Annotated in this window: 16 protein-coding genes; 6 read left to right on the top strand and 10 right to left on the bottom strand. The window is 63.1% G+C overall.

Annotated elements, in window-relative coordinates:
- Window positions 1–65: 65 nt before the first annotated feature.
- The 7 genes from JSX79_RS07795 to JSX79_RS07825 form a co-directional block, all read right to left on the bottom strand.
- Window positions 66–917, bottom strand: a complete 852-nt coding sequence (locus JSX79_RS07795; protein WP_229085699.1) for a replication-relaxation family protein — start codon at window positions 915–917, stop codon at window positions 66–68.
- 157 nt (window positions 918–1,074) lie between these two features.
- Complete coding sequence (locus tag JSX79_RS07800; protein WP_229085701.1) at window positions 1,075–3,216, bottom strand: type IV secretory system conjugative DNA transfer family protein; 2,142 nt, start codon at window positions 3,214–3,216, stop codon at window positions 1,075–1,077.
- Window positions 3,206–3,430, bottom strand: coding sequence for a hypothetical protein (locus JSX79_RS07805; protein ID WP_229085703.1), 225 nt, complete (start codon window positions 3,428–3,430; stop codon window positions 3,206–3,208). The genes JSX79_RS07800 and JSX79_RS07805 overlap by 11 nt, the downstream gene beginning before the upstream one ends.
- A gap of 163 nt (window positions 3,431–3,593) precedes the next feature.
- The gene (locus JSX79_RS07810) at window positions 3,594–3,731 is read right to left on the bottom strand and encodes a hypothetical protein (protein ID WP_229085704.1); all 138 of its coding nucleotides are present in this window, start codon (window positions 3,729–3,731) and stop codon (window positions 3,594–3,596) included.
- Between the two features lie 60 nt (window positions 3,732–3,791).
- Window positions 3,792–4,343 (bottom strand): MT-A70 family methyltransferase, encoded by a 552-nt coding sequence (locus tag JSX79_RS07815; protein WP_229085706.1) that lies wholly within the window; start codon window positions 4,341–4,343, stop codon window positions 3,792–3,794.
- A 190-nt stretch (window positions 4,344–4,533) separates the two neighbouring features.
- Complete coding sequence (locus JSX79_RS07820) at window positions 4,534–4,776, bottom strand: hypothetical protein (RefSeq protein WP_229085708.1); 243 nt, start codon at window positions 4,774–4,776, stop codon at window positions 4,534–4,536.
- Window positions 4,776–5,078 carry a hypothetical protein gene (locus JSX79_RS07825; RefSeq protein WP_229085710.1) on the bottom strand — a complete coding sequence of 101 codons (303 nt, stop codon included), beginning with the start codon at window positions 5,076–5,078 and terminating at the stop codon, window positions 4,776–4,778. The genes JSX79_RS07820 and JSX79_RS07825 overlap by 1 nt, the downstream gene beginning before the upstream one ends.
- A 146-nt stretch (window positions 5,079–5,224) precedes the next feature.
- Here JSX79_RS07825 and JSX79_RS07830 point away from each other — a divergent pair, with 146 nt between their 5' ends.
- Window positions 5,225–5,536 carry a site-specific integrase gene (locus tag JSX79_RS07830; RefSeq protein ID WP_229085712.1) on the top strand — a complete coding sequence of 104 codons (312 nt, stop codon included), beginning with the start codon at window positions 5,225–5,227 and terminating at the stop codon, window positions 5,534–5,536.
- Between the two features lie 109 nt (window positions 5,537–5,645).
- Window positions 5,646–5,885, top strand: coding sequence for a hypothetical protein (locus tag JSX79_RS07835; protein ID WP_229085714.1), 240 nt, complete (start codon window positions 5,646–5,648; stop codon window positions 5,883–5,885).
- A gap of 225 nt (window positions 5,886–6,110) precedes the next feature.
- Here the strand turns inward: JSX79_RS07835 and JSX79_RS18640 are convergent, their stop codons facing one another.
- Complete coding sequence (locus JSX79_RS18640; protein ID WP_308061363.1) at window positions 6,111–6,911, bottom strand: DUF3846 domain-containing protein; 801 nt, start codon at window positions 6,909–6,911, stop codon at window positions 6,111–6,113.
- A 1,287-nt stretch (window positions 6,912–8,198) separates the two neighbouring features.
- Here JSX79_RS18640 and JSX79_RS07845 point away from each other — a divergent pair.
- The 4 genes from JSX79_RS07845 (at window position 8,199) to JSX79_RS07860 (ending at window position 16,199) form a co-directional block, all read left to right on the top strand.
- Entirely contained in the window at window positions 8,199–10,154 is a 1,956-nt protein-coding gene (locus JSX79_RS07845) for a site-specific DNA-methyltransferase (protein ID WP_229085718.1), read from the top strand.
- Window positions 10,138–12,924 (top strand): DEAD/DEAH box helicase family protein, encoded by a 2,787-nt coding sequence (locus JSX79_RS18645; protein ID WP_229085720.1) that lies wholly within the window; start codon window positions 10,138–10,140, stop codon window positions 12,922–12,924. Before JSX79_RS07845 ends, JSX79_RS18645 begins: the two co-directional genes overlap by 17 nt.
- A 64-nt stretch (window positions 12,925–12,988) precedes the next feature.
- On the top strand, window positions 12,989–14,758 hold the full coding sequence (locus tag JSX79_RS07855; protein ID WP_229085721.1) for an ATP-dependent endonuclease: 1,770 nt from the start codon (window positions 12,989–12,991) through the stop codon (window positions 14,756–14,758).
- Window positions 14,745–16,199, top strand: a complete 1,455-nt coding sequence (locus tag JSX79_RS07860) for a UvrD-helicase domain-containing protein (protein WP_229085722.1) — start codon at window positions 14,745–14,747, stop codon at window positions 16,197–16,199. The genes JSX79_RS07855 and JSX79_RS07860 overlap by 14 nt, the downstream gene beginning before the upstream one ends.
- Before the next feature lie 89 nt (window positions 16,200–16,288).
- Here the strand turns inward: JSX79_RS07860 and JSX79_RS07865 are convergent, their stop codons facing one another.
- Both JSX79_RS07865 and JSX79_RS07870 read right to left on the bottom strand, forming a co-directional pair.
- Window positions 16,289–17,371 (bottom strand): hypothetical protein, encoded by a 1,083-nt coding sequence (locus JSX79_RS07865; protein ID WP_229085724.1) that lies wholly within the window; start codon window positions 17,369–17,371, stop codon window positions 16,289–16,291.
- A gap of 578 nt (window positions 17,372–17,949) precedes the next feature.
- Window positions 17,950–18,321: a helix-turn-helix domain-containing protein gene (locus tag JSX79_RS07870; RefSeq protein WP_229085726.1), complete on the bottom strand. Its 372-nt coding sequence runs from the start codon at window positions 18,319–18,321 to the stop codon at window positions 17,950–17,952.
- Window positions 18,322–18,368 lie beyond the last annotated feature (47 nt).

Genomic DNA, 18,368 nt, shown 5'->3' on the forward strand with positions numbered 1-18,368 from the left:
GCCGAAAGCTTCAAGTCCAGACGTCACGCGTCGTCAAATCGACATCAGGAATCGGCGATCGCCGTTCACCCCGAGGCCGGTTCTCCGTTGGTGATCAACGGCGGCCCGTCGCCTGAGACGAAGCCGATCAGCTCGCCCGGGTCGAGCACTTCGAAGAGTCGTTCGTCGATGCGGGCGTGCCTGGCGAGAGCTTCCTTGAGGGCCTCTCGTCTGGCGGCATCGGCGATGAGCCAGACGACGACGGGGAAGACGCCGCTCGCGGCTTGCTCCTTGCCGGTGGCCCGGTACTGTTCGTAAACGAGACACTTGGCCGTGACGACCGGCAGCGACTCAGTGCCCCGGTCTATCTCGAGGAAGAAGTGGTCCTCGTACTCGCCCGACGCGGTGACCGCCTCGAGATCGGGCTTGAGCGTCTGCGCCGTGCCGAGCGGACCGAGGAAAGGGCGCCAGTTCCGAGGTTCGGTCCTGACCTCCAGCAGGTCGTAGCGGCCGGCGAGCGCTGCCTCGTGCAGCGAGACGCGCGTCTCGGCGATTGCCAACGTGTGCGCGAGGAAAAGCCAGGAAGGCTCGTAGGCGCGGCGTCGCTTCCCCTGTTCCACGTTGAGCGCCGCGCGGAGCACCCGGTCGCCCGCGTCGTCGACGCTCCAAACGAAGGCGCCGGAGCCGCCGCGGACGCCTCCGATCTGCCGGTCGAGGCGGTAGATCAGGCGCAGCCGAACCAACCGCGTCAGGACGCGGGTGCAGGCGCGGGTCCCGGCGTCGACCGAAGCATGGTCGTGGAACTCTAGGCGCCGGACGTGGTTGGTCGTGAGGAAACGATGTTCAGAGATCCGGCGGAGCACGGCGATGTCCCGCTCGCTGAGGCGGCTCAATAGCCGGACGGCATCGGCCGTCGATCTCCTGCTCGAGCCGCTCACCTCCGGGCCTCGATTCGGGCCCGGACTGACACCTGGAACTGGGTGTCAGTCGTCTCCGCAGAAGGCGCCGCTCCGGCACTGTTCCGGGCCCGCCGAGGAGATTCCTCTGATCCGGACGGACGGCCGACCGGACGGTGGGCAACAGATGCGGCGGCAGTCATTCTGTCCTCCTCCTGCGACGTCGGATCGGCGAATCTGGCGGCGGGACCTCGCGCTCGGATACGGAGCTCGGGGCGGGTTCGGCGGGGTCGACGCCGTATCGCTCCCGGCTGAGAGAGAGGAGTTCCACGGGGTCTGAGATCTCCGGCGGGGCGGCGAGCGTGACCGCCGAGAACCAGCCGGTCTGCGCGCCGTCGCTCATCAGGTTGGCGTACACGGCGTGCGGCGGCAGGCTCATGAAGTCTTCCGCCGTGAGGGCCGGCGCCTTCTTGGCGAAGGCGGCGGCGTCTCCGGAATCGAGAGAGAACGCCACGACGTTCCGCACGTTGCTGTCGACCGCGCCCAGCAACTCTTTCCGAAGCTGCGTCCGGAACTGATGGGCGAGGTGCCAGCCGACGCCGAGCGACCGCGACCGGGAGAGAGCGTCGGCGAGCTCCGAACCGCCCAGCCGAAGGTATTCCTGCACCTCGTCGACGTAGAACGAGACCGGAGTGCGCTTGGTCTGCTCGTCGGCGGCCCGCGCCAGGGTCAGTTGCCACAGCTGGGTGACGAGGAGCGATCCCAGCAGGCGCGACGCGTCCGCTCCGATCAGGCCGCTGTTGAGCGGCACGAGCAGGATGCGCGGCCCGGTCATGAGATCCCGGAGCTCGAATCTCGGTTCGGGCTGGTCCAGCACCCTGCGGAGGCCCGGACGGAGCAGGAGCTGGCGGAGGCGGGAGAGGACCGGCCCGACGAACTGCGACTGCTGCCGCTCCGACATCGCTCCGTAATGCGCCCAGAACGCGTCAAGCCCGAGCGCCGGGTTGAGCGCGCCTACAAGCCGCGAGCGGAAAGCGGCGTCGGAGAACAGACGCGGCAGCCAAGCGAGCGTGGCGCCGGGCGAATGCGTCAGCGTCAGAAGGGAGGCGTGCAGCGCGTCGGCCACGTTCGGTCCGAACTGGGCTGGGAACAGGTCCCGGAATATGCCGAGGATGTTGTCCGCGACGAGCTCGGGAGGGGTGCCGACGGCGCGGACGGGGTTGAGCCCGACGGCGCGGTCGCTCGTCGGATCCAGCACGACCACGTCGCCTCGGCGCTCATCCGGCACCCTGGCCAGCACGTCGCGGACCAGGTCGGCCTTGGGATCGATCACGACCACGCTTCGGCCGGCTTTCATGTCCGCCGAGATCAGGTTGAGCATCGCGGTGCTCTTGCCGACGCCGCTGGGGCCGAGGAACAGCGTGTGGAAGAGCGCGTCGCTGCCCGAAATGCCGACCGGACGGCGCTCGCCCGGAGCGGACGTCGACGCGAAAGCCCGCGAGCCTTCCAAGGATGCCGGCCCCGCGAGCAGAAGCGGATGCGGCGCCGGAAGGCCGGGCAGGCCGTGCGCGTCCAGCGGCCAGGCAAGCAGCCTGAGCACGTCCTCGCACGCGAGACGGAGCGGAAGGCGGCGCGGGATCCGGGCGCTGCCGAGCTCGTCGGGGGAGTCGCGTAGGAATTCGATGCGCATGCCCGGGCTCTGGAAAGTACGCAGCGCCGCGGCCATGCCGCGCAGGATCGCGAGTTTCCGGCCGTCGGAAGTCGCGGACGCCCCGATCCGAACTGTGGCCGAGAAGCCGGGCGCCTCGCGCTTTCGGCGCATGCGGGCCGCGAGATCGGGCGGTGCCGCGCGGGTGCCGGTCACGAGCGCGTCGAACCAGCTCTGTGTCGGATCGTAGGGTCGGGGCGGAAGGACGCCGCCCGGAGATCCCCTGCCGAGCACGATCTGAATGACCGCTTGCTCGGCGCGGAAGTGCGCGGCCGCGAGCGCGGCCAGAACCGTGCGCGCGGATTGTTCCGCCGAGGTGCGCTCGAGCGGAAGGAAGTTCTGTCTCATGCGCATCCGCGCCGCCGCGCTGGGCGACACGCGGTCGAACGACGGCTTGGCGTGCGCAACGCCGGGGACCATGCCGTCGAGCAGGTCCATGAGCACTCGGACCTGATGCGCCGCCGTGCCGACCATGTAGACGACGCAGCCCTCGTGCGAGCGCGCCTCCCAGATGACCGGGTCGCGCAGGACGTCCGCTGCGAGACGCTCCAACAGGCCCAGGGCGGCACCCGCGTCGAGGGGAAGCGGCCAGTGGACTTGACGCCAAGTGAGGTCGAGAGGATCAAGCTGCATCGTCCGCCTCCTCCCCGCGGTCGCGGGCGGCGTCAGGTTCGCGTTGTGCCTGCGCCTGCGCCTGTGCCCTCGCCTCGGCGTCGGCGCGCGCGAGTTCCAGCAGGGTCCGGCCGAGCTTCCTGAAGTCGGGAGTATCCCGTCGGATGCCGCGCACGGACACCCGCCGCTCACGGTCGGCGGTGGCACGGTGGTTTCGCCTGTTGGTTCGACTCATCGGACACTCCTCCGGAGGAGCGCGGGCGCCGTCCGGCTTATGTTATTAGATATTTGTATGCCGGAACCAAGTGCAATTGTCAAGAGGGTCCGCACCGAAAGGACGGCCGACCGGACGATGCCGACCCCGAGTGCGGCGGAGACGGAAGCCGCCGGGGCGGGGTTCAAAGGCCGTCGCGTCGACGGCGGCGGAGCCGGAACAGCGCCCAGCAGCACGCCGTGAGGATGCCCGCGCCGATGAGCCAGGGCCACGCCTCCGACACCGCGCGAGCGACGAACCAGAGAGCGAAGCCGCCTGCCATGAGAAGCCACACGATCGACCAGGCGGTGCTGACCGGAGAGCGGTGATTCGACATCGGTACTCATTTCTTTGCCTCCGCGTCGGGAGCGTCGCTGGGAACTGGCCAATGGGGGAGCGTCACGTCGGAGGCGACCTCGTTGCCCCAGACGTCGAAGCCGGGAAACGGCCGACGGGCGAACAGCTCGAGATAATGCGGACCGGGAGAGACCCGCCGCACGATGTCGTGGAACTCTTCGGGCTTGTGAGAGTGCTCCTGGACGGGAGCGAACAGCCACGTGCCTTGGGCTCGGAAGCGCACGGGCGCGTTGCCGCGCGTACCGAGCAGGACGTGCTCCGACATGTTGCGCAGGTACGAGCCCACGCCCAGGCGCGGCTTGATCCACGTGAGCATGGAACGGTATTCGAACCCCCATGCCTCCAGGAGCCGGTGGGCCGCGAGGATGGTTCCGTTGGTGCACCAGATCCAGCAGTGCGCGTCGTCCTCGAGGAGATCATTGATGTCCTCGCCCATTTCGACGAGCGTCGAGACGCGCAGCGTCAAGTAGTGCTTTTCGCCGCCCTGGCCCGGCCATGGCGGGTCGGCGATGACCGTGTTGTACTTCTTTCTCGGCATGGTGAGACCTCCTTCCGTCACGGGTGGCCTCGGCTTGAGCGCCGGAAGCGCGAGTGACTGCTACGAGTGAAAAACATCCGGCGAGTCGGGCAAACGTCCGGTCGCAGCCGCCCGGGAGCGACCGGACGCCCGGCCGGATGCTCGGCGTCGGGGCTGGATTTTGCCGCTGTCCGCCGTTGTGAAATGAGCGTCAGGAAAAGGGCCGGTCCGAAGGCGGAAGGGATTCGATTGCCGCGCGGATGAGCGCGCGGCGCGCCTCCAGCCCGCCCTCGGTGAGGCGTCGCCGGGTCTCCGCGATCTGCCGTGCGCGTGCCAGATTGAGATTCCTGGCGCGGCGCCGGTTCTCAGCGGCGCGCTTCTCGCGGACGTTCCTCCAACGAGCCGCGGCGATAGCGGCGCCCGTGCCCGCGAGCAGCAGTAGCACCAGCATCATCAGCGGAGCCGGCTGATCGCGTTGGCGGCGCCCATCGCGAAGCTGTCCACGATGAGCTTGTACCGGGCTTCTCCGAGCGGGGCAACGGCGAGCAGCTGCGCCTCCATGGCGCTGAGGGAGCCGGCAATCTCGAGCGCATGGGTCGCAAGAAGGCCCCGGGCTTCTTCCATCGCGTAGGCGAGGTTGGCGCGACCGTGTGCCAGCTCCACCTCTCTCCTGATCTGTCGCTGGACAGCGGACGCGCCGAAGGGACTGCCGGAGGCAGGGAGCGGGGAGGGAAGCGGAGTGAGTTCGTTGGTCATGGCTCGGTCCTGGTTTCGTCTCGGTGTTCGGCCGGAAGATTCCCGTAGGGGCTTCCCGGACGAGCGTTTGCTCGCGAACAGAACCCAAACACGCCCCTGACCTGGGGTAAAGCATGAGCGTGATAGCAGGAAGTAGGTTTGTCGTCGTGGACGATCTCGAGCTCCCCGGCGGTCACAGGCCGTTCGCTCCGCCGGTGCCTGAGGCTTGGGCCGAGTTCGAGGACCTCCGCCAGACCCTCTTGTCGTCGTACGGCTACAACACGGAGCGCGCCTATTGGGCTGACCTTCAGGACTGGTTCGAGTGGGCGGTTGCCAAGGGGAAGGACGTGCTCTCGCTTACGGAGCGCGACCGCAAGCAGTACGTGGCGCTCTTGCGGCGACGAAAGTACAGCGAGAACACAGTCCGCCGCCGCCTATCGACACTGAGGCTCCTGATGGCGTTGAAGTCGGCCTCTTGAGACGCGGTCAAGCTGAAAGGCGCGGGGCCGGCCCGAGGGCGATTCGGCCGAAGGACTATCTGGCCTCTCGCGTTCCCGAACTATACTCAAGGGAACGACGGAGGGCTCCATGGGACTGTTCGATTCGGCCGCCAAGGTCGAAGCTCAGACGGAATATTACCGCCAGGTCGTCGACCTGAACTATCGCCAAACGAAGAACGGGCGAAAGCAGTTCACGGGCCGAGAGATCTGGGAGCAGTACCTGTTCGTCTGCGACCTGCGGACCGAATACATGGAAGCTTTCCGCCTCAAGCTTCGCGAGCCCGACAGGCCCGTCGTTCCGCCCGTCGACGAGATCGTGCCTCTTTAGCCGCGGCAAAGGGCCGCAGCCGTTCTTCGCGGATGCGACTGCTCGGCCGGCGTCAGCCCGCTCGCATATTCCGCGGTCCGCCCGCTTCATTGCGGCGCGTATCGTCAATCGCGATCGGGCACCGACCGGTCGTAATGGTTCCATGTGAAAAGGGCGGTGGCCGGAACGCACGTTTGACGTACATCCCAGACCACCGCCCGGTGGAGGAGCTTCAGCGGCGCCCGCTCAGGTCTCGACTACCCGTGTCTGTGTTGCGGCAGGCCAGGCCTGCCGCAACACGATGCTCCAAACGAGCGCGTCCCAGTAAGAGCCTTGCTCGTCGGAGGGGCGCTGCCAAGACCCCGTGCCCGACCGGACCTCGGCCATCAGCCGGCGGCTCTCGGTGAGCAGCCTCATCGTCTCGGCCGGGACGTCCGTGTCGTCCCCGTCCTCATCCGGGAGACCGACGATCACGGCGTTTCCGACGAGGATCGCGTCCCCGACGGTCTGGCGGTCGTTCCACCAAAGAAACGTCGCCCGGGAGTTGAAAGGCAGACGTTTCACAAGTCCGCTTTCGTCGACGTACACGGTGATGCCGAGCTTCACGAGGTCGACACCTTCCATCATGTCCCCGACGAGCGCCAAAAGATCTTCCGGACGCCCGGCGTCGAATGGAGACACGCGCTGCCGGTCGTCAGCGGGTACGAAAATCGCCCTCACCACGGTCGCACCGATTCGGCGGCCGCGTACCGGCAATGGATGCCGGCCGCCCGAGCTCGATTCGCGACGTTTCCTGGCCGGCGACTTAGGGCTAGGCGCGACGCGCGGCTTCCGCGGAATCGCAACTGCCCGATTTTCTTTGCCGAGGCTCCGATGAATAGAAGGGTCATTTTGGCCCTCCCTCCTTGCTGATCGCGGCCGAGAACCTTCGAGGTTCTCTGGAAACCGCGCAGCAGCAACGAGCGCCCTGCCGCTTCCATAGTGCTTCCGGGTACGACTGCGCTGCACCGTCCGATCGCTTTTTCGTGCGTCGGCCGGTGGCCGCACCGCCGGGACGGACAAATCCGTCCCGGTTCAACGACCGAGCTGTTGCAAGCGCGCCTCAGGGGGAAAACTGGCGGATGGACAGCAAGTGGGTGGAGCTTCCGGTGATGGGGCGTCGATACATGTGGGCTCAGCGCAAGGGCCTTACGCTTGATTTTTCGGGCCCCGCGCAAAATAATGGAATTAATGAGAGCGAAGGATCAGGCCGCATCGAATCGAAGGGTATTAGCGTCAGAAGAAACGCGTGTCGCGCGGATTACTGACGCACTCGGCATGCCCGTGGATAAAGAGGTGGTTCGTCTTGTCGCGCTGTTGCGAAACCTTGGGTGGGACACGACGGCATCATGCGGTGGGCATCCGACGAGACCGACCGGCGGACCGTATGTGATAATCAGGTCTCCTGCCGCGCGTTGGCACTACCTCAGTACGGATGCGCGTAATCAGAGCCGCGAGCGGGAATGCCTCGAAATCACGCTCAGGCATGCGTCTGATCTCCTTGTCATCGTCGACAATCACAACGCTTGTAGCCCCAAGGGGGCACCGCAGCTGGAGTTACGGCCGGTCGGGCACGGTCACATACGTCTTTGTTTCGTCAATTGCGACATGGACCGCCTGTCAGCCCCACGTCAGCAGGCGGAAACGATACGAGTGAGGAGGTCCGAGCTGGACCGCCTCACTCGCGAGCTTGACCGGCTCGCCGCGCTACGCGAGCCCATCCTGCCTAATCGTCAATGAAGCCGTCCCCGCCGCAGGCGGTGCATGTGACACTGTCGGGACGGCCGGGCAGATGTCCGTCGTCCGGGACGATCCAGCCTTTGCCGTCGCACGTGGGGCATATTGACCTGCTCAATGGTTTCTCCCATCGGGTTGGACTCTTGGCGCCTGACAATAGGTTGTCCGGCCGAGGAAAACAAGCATCACCTGTTGGGAATGGTTATCAATCGCACTTGGAAGAGAGTGGGGCCTTTATATACGCGCGCGAGCGACACGGCCTCGGTCAAGCGCTTCGGTTCCGTTCAGCCCGGACCCCGGTCCGCTCGAGCGGGTGATGCATGGCCCGTTGACTTCAAGCCGAATAATGCTCATAATATTCGATAATGATGAGGCCCGACATACTTGAGAAACTGCGCGCACCGAACTTGGCCGTTCGAAGCGTGACGCGCGATCGACCGGATGCTGGGAGCCGCCCGCTCTCGATAGGGTCGAAGCCGCGGACGCGCGCTTCTGCCGTCCTGGACGTCCTCGGAACTCCGGCGGCGGGAAAGCGAGTTTTCAGTGAGTAGTGCCCAGGTGCCAGCCTCGACCGGCGACGACCTCGAGAAACTGCTGGCGGAACTCCGGGACCTGGTGCCTGGCGCCTTCCCTGACGGCGTCCTCGACGCGCGGCTCCTACTTGAAAGCGTCGGTGCGGCGGAACCGAGCGGCTCCGGCTTCGCGTTCTCATGGCCCGGCCTGGAAGAAGCGAGGGACGCGGCACGCGCCGCGACGACCGCGACGCTACTCCCCGACGTCGACGCGTCCCTTCGCTGGGAAGAATCGCGGGACGTACTGGTCGAGGGCGACAACCTGCAGGTACTTAAGCTGTTGAAGGCCGGCTATGACCGGCAGGCCAAGCTGATCTACATCGACCCTCCCTACAACACCGGCGAGACGTTCACGTACAACGACTCGTTCGCGGTGCCCGAGAGCGAGTACCTCGCGGCGACGGGCCAGCTCGACGCGCAGGGCAACGCGACGACGAGCAGGATCGAGAGCGGGGGCCGGAAACATGCCCCGTGGCTGTCGTTCATGTTCCCCCGCTTGACGGTCGCTCGCGGTCTGCTTCGTCGGGACGGCGTCATACTCGTCTCGATCGACAACAACGAGGTTCATCATCTACGTCTGCTGCTGGACGCCGTTTTCGGAGCGGATAATTTTGTAGACATGATGACGTGGAGAGGTGCGCGAAAGGGGGACGGCAAGCTCACGGCCGGAGGGCAGGATTACATTCTGGTCTACGCCCGCGATCTCGCTTTTCTGAAGGCGAACGACGTGCGTTGGAGGGAGGAGAAGACCGGGCTCGCCGAAATATACGCCAAGGTCGATGAGCTGAGGGCCGAATTTGGCACTAATTACGAAGAAGCCACGAAGGGCCTTCGTGAATGGTTCAAATCATTGAGGGACGACCATCCTTCGAGAGACCACGACTACTACGACCGAATCGATGCTAACGGCGTGTGGTTCTCCGACAACATATCGAGCCCCAACTATCGCGAAAACCTTCGGTATGAGTGGAAGGGTTACCAGCCGCCGGAGAATGGGTGGCGGTACGAGGAAGCCACGATGCAACGGCTCGACGCCGAAGGCCGGCTGATCTACCCGGAGGACATGACGCGGCGCGTGCAAATCAAGTCCTACCTGCACACGCGGGAACAGTGGGCGCCCGCTTCAGTGTTCTACAAGGATCGCCGAGCGGCCTCGACTGCCCTGAAGAAGCTCATGGGGTCAAAGGTGTTCGACAACCCGAAGAACACGGACGTTCTCGCACGACTGTTTTCCGCGATGACGGCCGAAGACGACCTGATCGTTGACTTCTTCGCGGGATCCGGATCGACCGGCCAGGCTGTGTGGGAGCAGAATCAAATCGACGGGATGCGCCGCCGCTGGGTCCTGGTGCAAATTCCGGAAATCCCTGACTCGTCGGAAGAGTCCGGTCGTAACGCCGTGAAGGCTGGCTACGAAACGATCTTCGAGGTCACGGCTGAACGGTTGCGTCGATCTTCGGCGCTGCCGGGGACGCGCGAGGTAGCGAAGGGCTTTCGCATCTTCCGAGCCGGGCCGTCGAACCTTCGCATCGACCCGCCCGTTTTCGTCACTGAAGACACGACCAACGGCGCGTTCTTCGAGCGCGCGATGTTCCAGGCGGCGGACGCCCCGGTGCTCGAGGGCGCCGACCCGCTCGCCGTCGCTTGGGAGGTCGTATTGAAGTCGACCGCCACTCGACTCGACGCGAAGGTCGAGGTCGTTCGGGTCGGTGATGTGGACGTCTATCAGTTCTCGTCGGCGGACGGCAGTGGGGAAGGCCGTCTCATGGTCTGTCTGGGCGCGTTCACACTCGACGCCGCCGCCGAGATCGGCCTGAATGACACGGACACCCTCATCCTCCGTGGCGACATCGTCGAGGACTCGGTGACGCTCACTCTGGCGCCTCGGCTTCAGTCGCGCCTCGTATTGCTGGAACGGATCGCTCGTGAAGTTTCGCTTTGACGATCAGCCGCACCAAGCGTCGGCCATCGCCGCCGTCGTCGACCTGTTCGAGGGGGCGCTGACTGTTTCCGCGTCGACTCGGATTGGCGAGGCACCGGGGTCGAACGGCCATGCGGGCTTCAACCTCGCACTCGGAACGCTCGCGGACAACTTGAAGGCGATCACGTCCCGGGAGCTAGTTCCTGAACAAGCTTCGCTCGAATTGCTCGAGGTTGAGGACCTTCTCGGCCACGACCGGTCCGTCCCCAACTTCTCGGTCGAGATGGAGACCGGAACAGGCAAGACCTACGTGTACATCGCGACGGCCCTCCGGATGGCCGAACTGTACGGGCTGCGCAAGTTCGTCATCCTCGTGCACTCGGTCGCCATCCGCGCGGGCGTCGTGAAGACCCTCGAGGACACCGCCGAGCACTTTGCCTCCAAGTATCCGGGCGTCAAGTACCACTGGGGAGTCCTCGGAGAGGGGCCCGCCCTGAGCGATTTCGTCGAGCCCTCCAGCACGGTGCAGATCCTCGTGGCGAGCGTGCAGGCGATCGACAAGCCGGAGTCCAACGCCGTCTACCAGAGCGCGGAACAGCCGCAGCTATGGTCGGCCGCGAGCAATGGGATCAACGGCATCGCGGAGCAGCGCCCGGTCGTGATCATCGACGAGCCGCAGAATATGGCCACCGAGCTGCGCCGCCGGGCTCTCGCGACCCTGAATCCGCTTACGGCTTTGAGGTACAGCGCGACGCACCGTGAACATTTCAACCTCGTGCACCGTCTCGGTCCGAAGGAAGCGAGCGAAGCGGGCCTCGTCAAGCGCGTCTTCGTCAAGGGCATAGTCGCGGGCGACGGAGGCGGTCCGTATCTGCGCCTGAAGAAACTGCGAAGCGTACGGAAGCGCATCGTCGCGGACGTCGTCCTAGATCGCGCCACGCGCTCGGGGACGCAGCGCGTCGAAACCGTGCTTCAGAACGGTTCGGATCTCTTTGATGAGTCGGAAGGGCTCGACGCTTACAAGGGCATGAGGATCGACCGTTTCGAGCGCAAACCCGATCGGATCGTCTTCGACGGTGGACTCGAGCTGCGCCTTGGCCAGGAAATAGGGGTCGACCCTCTCGCCATGTGGCGGGACCAGATCAGGTACACGATCCGTCAGCACCTCGAGCAGCAAGACCGACTGGACGCGGGCGACTATGACGTCAAGGTCCTATCTCTCTTCTTTGTCGAGCACGTTGCGGACTACATTGGCACTGACGAAGAGCCCGGCGTGCTGCCCGCCATGTTCGACGAGATTTACAGAGTGGAATGGCAGAGAGCGGGCCGCGCGCCCGAGGAATGCCCTCCGCCGGAGTCCCTGCGCGTGCATTACTTCCCGTCCACCAAAACGGGCATCTTCAAAGACACGAAGGGGAACGCTTCGGACGCGGAGCTGGAGTTGCGCGCTTACGATGAGATTATCGCCAATAAGGAGCTGCTCCTCGCTCGGGACAATCCGCGAGCATTCATCTTCTCCCACTCGGCGCTCCGCGAGGGCTGGGACAACCCCAACGTGTTCCAGGTCGGCTTCCTGCGGCACACGCGATCGGACCTTGAGCGGCGACAGCAGATCGGTCGGGGCCTGCGGCTCCCCGTGAACGGCTCGGGCGTCCGCGTCGCCGACGCGGCCGTGTGCCGTTTGACGCTGGTAGTGGACGAATCGTTCGCCGAGTTCCGCGACGCGCTGAACCTCGAATACGAGGCGGATGGAGGCGGCAGGACCAACCCTGGTCCCGATCCGATCAACGTCGACAACGAGGTGTGGGTCCGGGTTCGAGCGGACAAGCTGGCGAGCCCTGAGTTCGCCGAGCTCTGGAAACGCATCCGCTACAAGGCCACCTATCGAGTCGCGCTGAGTCCGGAGGGGCTACCGGCGGCCGTGGCCGCCTCGTCGCACCTGGACGCTATGAACTACATGGAGCGGCGCGCGAACGTCGTTCAAGAGGGCGAGCTGACGTATGACCAGGACGGCCAGGTTGTCACTTCTGAGTCTGCCCTGGCGCGGGACTCCGGAGAGGCTATCCGCATCATCGGCCGGCGCATCCCAAATCTCGTTCGCCTCGTCGAGGACCAGCTTCTCGCAGGCAAGTTCCCCATGCAGCTCTCCAGGTTGACGCTGCGGGCCATACTCCTCGCGCTTCCTGGCCGGTTCCAGCGGCGTGCCATGGACGACCCGCTCCGCTGGGCTCGGCTAGTTGCCGATGCCATCCGGGTTACTACCGTAGAGGCGATGCTCGACCACGTGTCGTACGAAGCGCTCCCTGAAGCCGACTGGTGGCAGGCGGACCTGGTCTTCCTGAACGAGGCGGTGAGTCCTCCGGCGAGCAGGGGCGGCGATGACCCGAGCTACGGGGTGATCCCGGCCCCAGCCGGAGGAAGCAACCTCTATGACCACACCGTGTACGACTCGCATGTGGAACGGTCGTTTTCTCAGCAGATGGAGAACGATCCGAGCCGCGTTAAGCTCTTCGCCAAGCTTCCACGGCGATTTAAAGTAGGAACGCCTGTCGGCGAATATTCGCCAGACTGGGCCCTCCTCGTTCAAAACGACGAGGAAGAGAGGTTGTACCTCGTGCGCGAGACGAAAGACACCCTCAACCTCGACGATCTCGATTGGGACGAGGCTATGCGGATCCGATTTGCCACCAGACATTTCTCTGCGGCACCGAACGGACCTGTCGACTACGGGAGGGTCACCGGCCAGAGTGGATTCAACATCTATTCCACGGACCCAGGGGCGGGGGCCTAGGTGAAGTGGAAGCTCGGCTTCGTGCTTGCAACGACGGCCTCGTACGAGGCAGAAGGGGGGAACGATGTACGTTCGGCGAATCAAAATTGCTAACTACCGGGGAATCAGGGATCTAGACTGGCACCTCCCGAAGGGGCGTGACCTTATTTGTCTCATCGGCCCCGGAGACAGCGGTAAGTCGACGATCATCGAGGCCCTCCTGCTTGCAATGGGTGACCGGTGGAACCCGACGACGAGCGACACTGATTTCTTCGAAGGTGCGATCGAGAAACCCATTGTCATTCGGGTCGTGGTCTCAGGCCTGTCGGCCGCCATAATGAAGGACTCGGCACATGGCCTCCATCTCAGCGGAATAGACGAGGACGGCAAGCTCTATCAGGATCCTACCGATGACCTAGATCCGTGCCTCATAGTGCAGATGGAGATCGACTCGACTCTGGAGCCCGTTTGGACGATCGAGCGGGTAGATATCGGCGACTCCTACGCCCTGTCCTCATACCAGCGGCGAGAATTCGCTGTCTTCAAGGTGGACGAACGCACGGACACACACTTGCGCTGGACCAGAACCTCGGCGCTCGGACGGATGTCGGCTGCCGATGGCGGACCCGGTGCCAAGAGCGCGATGGCCGTTGCGGCTAGGGCGGCAAGGGACGCCATCGGAGACCTCGAGGACGAGGGAATCGACGACTTGACTTCGCGGGTTCAGGACAAGCTCAACGAAGTCGGTTCGGGGTCCTTCGGCGCGATCCGGGCCGGACTGGATACATCTCTTTCGTCGGCAGGGGGAAACCTTGCGTTGTACGAGGACACCGTCCCTCTTGCCAATTTCGGTCTCGGAAGCAAGCGTCTTTCCGCCCTTGCGATCCAGCAGATGGCCGCGGGCAGCAGGTCAATCCTGCTCGTGGACGAGATTGAACACGGCCTCGAACCTCACCGCCTCGTGGCTCTTCTCCGTCGCCTCGTCGCCGACGCGAGCTACTCCCAGGTATTCATCACGACTCACTCGCCGATTGCCGTTGAGCAAGCGGCAACGCCGAACCTGGCGATCGTGCGAAACAACAATGGCGCAGTCCGTGTCGAGTTCCTGCCGGAAGGCACTTCGCAGACGGCCTTGCGTCTCCGTCGATCACGACCTTCGTCGTTCCTGGCCAAGCGAATCATTGTGGCGGAGGGAAAGACGGAGGAGGGGCTTCTTCTCGCCCTTATCGAGAGATGGGATAGCGAAAGGGCCAGTGCCGGCCGCTCCGTTGCCGCCGGAGAGGGCGTGGTCGTTCAGGACGGACAGGGCGGATCCGAGGTGCCGCCGCGGATGCGCGCCTTGGCGGACCTCGGCTACGAAGTAACTGGTCTTCTGGACAACGACGATAGGACCGTGGATAAGGCTGTCGCCAAGCTTGAGGCGTCTGGGATGACCATCCTTCGCTGGTCGCGGGGTTTCAACTCAGAGAAGCAGATCGCCAATTCGATCACGGTTGAAGGTCTTTCATCCCTCCTTCATCTCGGAGTGCAAATTCGTCGGAATGCCGCAACGGTGCTGAACGATCTTGAGCAGGCTGGGCTTCCCGACACCTTCGAGTCTTTGGACGTGTCGTCCTGGCTGGTCGACGGTTCCGTGAATGCCGAGGGCGCGGCTGAGATCATCGCCGATGCTATGATCTCAGCGGAATGGTTCAAATCCGTCGATGGAGGACGGGCGCTCGGCGAATGGGTAGCTACGAATCGGGCGTTCTTCATACGAGCCGAGATCTTTCAAATTTTCGACGCCGTGCATGACTTCATTTATCCGCCGCAGAGCTCCGCGTCGAACGGGGAGCGGGACGATGCCGGCAATTGACCTCGGAACAGAGCTTGAGGAACTGGCTGCAAGGGTCGTAGACGCGGCACCATGCGCATTGGAGATGCCCGCCGGCACAGGAAAAACGCATCTGCTTGCGGCAGCTGTCTTAGTGGCGGCGAAGCGGAAACAGCGAAGCCTCATACTCACGCATACGAACGCCGGAGTAGACGCGCTGCGAAAACGGCTCAAGACGTTCGGCGTCGATATGACGTCGTTTCGGATTGAGACGATCACAAGTTGGGCCTTCACCCTCGTTCGTTCCTATCCTTCTTTGGCCCGACTCTCGGTACCCGAATTGCCTGATTGGACCGACTCGGCCAGCTACATCGAGGCCGCGTCCCGGGTGCTGCAGTACAAAGCGGTGCGACGCATGCTGCAGGTTAGTTTCGACTTCCTATTCGTCGATGAGTACCAGGATTGCAACGTAAAACAGCATCAATTTCTCGGTGCAATAAGCGATGCCGTGCCCAACTCAGTCGTCTTCGGCGATCGCCTGCAAGGAATATTTGGGTTTGGAGGCGAAATTCTCGTCGACTGGGATGGGGACGTGTTTCCCCGGTTCCCGTTGCTGTCCGTCGAACACAAGGCGCACCGATGGGCAGACGTGAATCCCAGACTGGGAGCCTGGCTTCTCGGCCTCCGAGGCAGCCTGAAGCATGGCCAGACTCTCGATCTCTCGACTGTGAACGTCCCGGGAGTCCGATGGGTGTGTTCAACAGATTCTGACCTGGCAGACGTCGCATTCTCGTTCCGGGACTATTCGGAGACAGTCTTGATTCTCGACAAGTGGGCCGGTGATGTGGCTCGTCATGCGAGTAGGCTAGGAGGCTCCTATTCCGTCATGGAAGACATCCGAGGGCGCTTCATGTTGGACGAGCTGGCGAAGCTGCCATCAGACGGAAGTCCGCGGATCGCGTTCTGGCTGGCGGCTTTCGCCAAGCAGTGCATCGTGGGACTTAGCGGCATAGACAGCTCGGTCCTGCAAAAACTTGGCCGAAACGAGCCCATCGGTCATCTACGTCGTAACGGCATCGAGGGCGTGGTCGAAGACCTCGAGCAGCTCAGGATCGATCCGTCCTACGGGGCGGCGATCCGCGTCGCTAGGCGCATGACGATGACGGCGGGCTTGAAGGTCTACCGGTGGGAGGCCTGGACCGATGTGCTCGGAGCCATCGAAGGGAGCCTCGTCTCGGACTCGGGGCCACTAGAAGAATTTGGAAGAATTCGGGATCGGTTACGGCGCGCGGGCCGCCGAGCTCACAGCCGAATCGCTTCGAGAACCCTCCTCGTGAAGGGTCTTGAGTACGACCACGTCATTATCGCGGATGCCACAAAGCTGGTGGACCCCCGGAATCTCTACGTCGCGCTGACGCGAGCACGCAAGTCGGTCACCATCCTCGGCCCGAGTCCCATCGTGGAGCTGGTTGACGACGCTTGAGTGGCGTGTCAGGATCTTGTTTCCTGGCTACCAAATTCGTTTAGAGCCGTGCGTCCAACTGTTCAGCTTACGTCCTGGCGCCTTCCAACTCAGTACATGGTGACGAGAGAGATGCTCCCTGCGTCCCTATCCAATTTTAGGGCGAGTAATCTCTTTGTCAGGTTCCCGTCCCGATTTTCGAATTCAGCGCAGACTGCAAACAGTGGCGTGCCGTCGGATGCAAGCCTCATGTCATATATGTAGTTTGATTGTAGGTGGTCCGTAATGATTTCAGCCAGTTCACCAGGGCTTACTTCCTGCAGCCCAATACTCGTCATCAGCGCGAGCTTATCTTTCTCTCGGAGTAGGTACTTGTCCAGCTTGTCGGGATTGACGTGAACTGGTACTAGCTGCGTGTCCACATGCTCTCCGGTCGCAGCTGCTAACGATAAAATGGAATCCTCAGCTGAACCGTCAGACGAATAGGATTCGATCTTGTAATCCAAGAATGGATAGAAATACCAGTCAATTACTGTCGTAAGTCTAAATCCGAATTCGTCGTAAGGGAATCCAAGCGGATCTTCCTCCCCGACGAATGGGTCGTCGGCGCCGTGACTCAGGATAACGTTACCGTTGAAGAATATCTTCCCAAAGGTTAGCGTGTCCGCCATGAAGTCTCGTGCCTCACCCCCGAACGTAACGTCGATGTAACCTTTGTACCGGGTTTCGGACGAGAGTGCGGCGTGCATCGTCTCGACCTCGCTCGAAGACAGGTTGTTGAAGTACACAGCGTACAGGGTGTCCCAACGGAACGTTTCCCTACGTGCTTTCACAACGACGTGCTCAAACTCAGAAACAATTCTGGGCAATCCAAGTAGATCTCCGCTTTTCGTGGTGAATTTCGATGTCGTTGTCACGAGTGGCATCCAAAGGTTCATGAACGCGACCGCATAGTTGCCCTTGTGTTCTAGCCAGTCGTACAAGAGTACGATCTGGCGCCCCTTGCGCGACGGAACCAGGGCCGGCTTAAGGGTTGAATAATTGATTCCTCTTGTTGCTAAGAGTTCCGTCAGTCGAGTCAGTTCGCCTGTAACTAGCTTCTGGAACCGTGAGGGGTCTGCGCCGGATTCTTCGTACAGGAAATTCAATAGCCCACTGTCTCGAGCGTTTATGGCATGTATCGATATTGTCATGTTTCTAGCATACCTTGAGAAGGGTCAATGGGAAGAGCCTCTGAAGTGCGCGTCGACAGAGAGTGTGGGTAGCGGATATGCCCACCCGTCCGATGTCTGCGTAAGACTGTTCTTCGTACAAGAGAATGACTTTACCCCGCCTGATGAGTAAGTTCTTGAGCCGCTCCGCCTACACGATCCGCTCGTCTTTTGCTGCAAACTCATCCCGCAGTTCTTCACGCAGCTGCCTCCCGCAGACGAGCGGGACCTTCACTGCTTTTTCGGTCTGAGTCTTCGAACTGGATGCCTAGTAGGCGCCGAACAGCGGAGCGACGGCGACGGCCCACCGGTTGCTGGCGCAGTGAGAGGGAGAGCGACTATGCTTTCTAAGGACGTACGCGAACCGGCTCAGTTGTGTCAATTTCGCCGCCATCTGGGGCTGCCAAGTGGTGAGGCCGTGAGAATTACTTCCGAGCTTTTCATCCGCTCGGAGGGAGGGAGGCTGCCGCAACTGGCGGCCACTCCTCCGTGTAGATTCGAAGCCGAGATTTCAAACGGCGGCTGATGCGTTCCTGATTGGTGATTGGTGGGCTGCTCGCTCAGGGCCGCAGGAACTCTCCGCCCGCTAGCTCCGCCTTGACCGTCTTGGGGTCCCTCCCAATCTCCCGGCCGATCGCGTTCAGAGACATGCCCGTTCCGGCCAGCCTGCGAATCCGGAGAATCTCGGACCGGGTCAGCGGCTGCGGCCCGAGCTCCAACCCGCGGCTCCGCAGATGCTTCGCGACGATACCCCTACTCACGCCCCAGCTCGACGCCAGCTGCCTGACCGTCACGTTACCGGCCGAGTACTCCGCTGCGAGGCAGTCAATCTCGGCAGGGGAGAGGCGCCGTTGCCGTGCGAGCTCCTTCCGCTCCGGGTCATGGCGCACGGACCCGGACAGCAGCTCGGCCAACTGGCCGTCATGCACCATTTCGGATATGCGTCTTAGCGGGATCCGAAAGTTTGCGAACGCTTCGC

Source organism: Curtobacterium sp. GD1 (assembly GCF_020882855.1).
In the GTDB taxonomy this organism is placed as follows: Bacteria; Actinomycetota; Actinomycetes; order Actinomycetales; family Microbacteriaceae; genus Curtobacterium.